A 939-nucleotide genomic window follows, 5' to 3' on the forward strand; every position below is an offset into this window, starting at 1 on the left:
CACCTGCAAGGTGCCACGCTGGACAAGCAACTGGCCTACTGGCATGGGCAACTGGCGGACCATGAACCGCTCAACCTGCCGACGGACCATGTGCGCCCACTGCAATTGGATTACCGTGGCGACGATATCACCTTCCAGCTGGATGCGGCGACCAGTGCCGAGCTGCGGGCGTTGGCCGCCTCGTTGAACGTCAGCCTGTACACGGTACTGCTGAGCGGCTATTACCTGCTGCTGGGGGTTTACAGTAACCAGCAGGATATCGTGTTGGGGACACCGATAGCGGGCAGGCATTACCCGGGGGTGGAAGACACCCTGGGCCTGTTCGTCAATACGCTGGTCCTCAGACGGCAGATAGACGTCAGCCAAACGGTCAGAGAATTTATTGGCGAAACGGGCCAACAGGTCAGTGAAGCGCATACCCATCAGGATCTGCCTTTCGAAAAGCTGGTTGAAGTGCTGAAAACGGAAAAAGACAGTTCAAGGCACCCGATCTTCCAGGTGATGTTCAGTCTCCAATCGTTTGGGGCAGCAGGACGTACCGAAGGAGAAAGCCTGTTCGAGCAGTATGACGCGCAAGAAGGGGCGTATCGGGCGGCGAAGTTCGATTTGACCGTGATGATGGACGACAGTGAAGAGGCGATCGGTGGCGTCTTCAACTATGCGACGGCCCTGTTCAACGGGCAAACGATGCAGAACTACATTGCGACCTATCAGCATATCCTGCGCCAACTGGGTTCGCTGTGCAGCCAGGGGCGTTCCCTTGCGGAGCTCCAGTACCTGGATACGGCACAATACGAGCAAATCATCCGTCAGGGGAACCGCACCGAATGCGACTACCCACGGGATATGACGATCCACGAAATGTTCGAGGCGCAGGTAGCAAGAACCCCAGAGAATATCGCACTGGTGTTTGAGGGCGTGAGCCTGACCTATCGGCAG

At 57.1% G+C, this 939-nt stretch carries 1 protein-coding gene; it reads left to right on the top strand.

Features of this window, described 5'->3' with window-relative positions; genetic code table 11:
- On the top strand, positions 1 to 939 hold a 939-nt coding region (locus A6U95_RS03815), incomplete at both ends, for a condensation domain-containing protein (protein WP_241810617.1).

The organism is Serratia sp. 14-2641 (genome assembly GCF_001692375.1).
Lineage (GTDB): Bacteria > Pseudomonadota > Gammaproteobacteria > Enterobacterales > Enterobacteriaceae > Chania > Chania fonticola_C.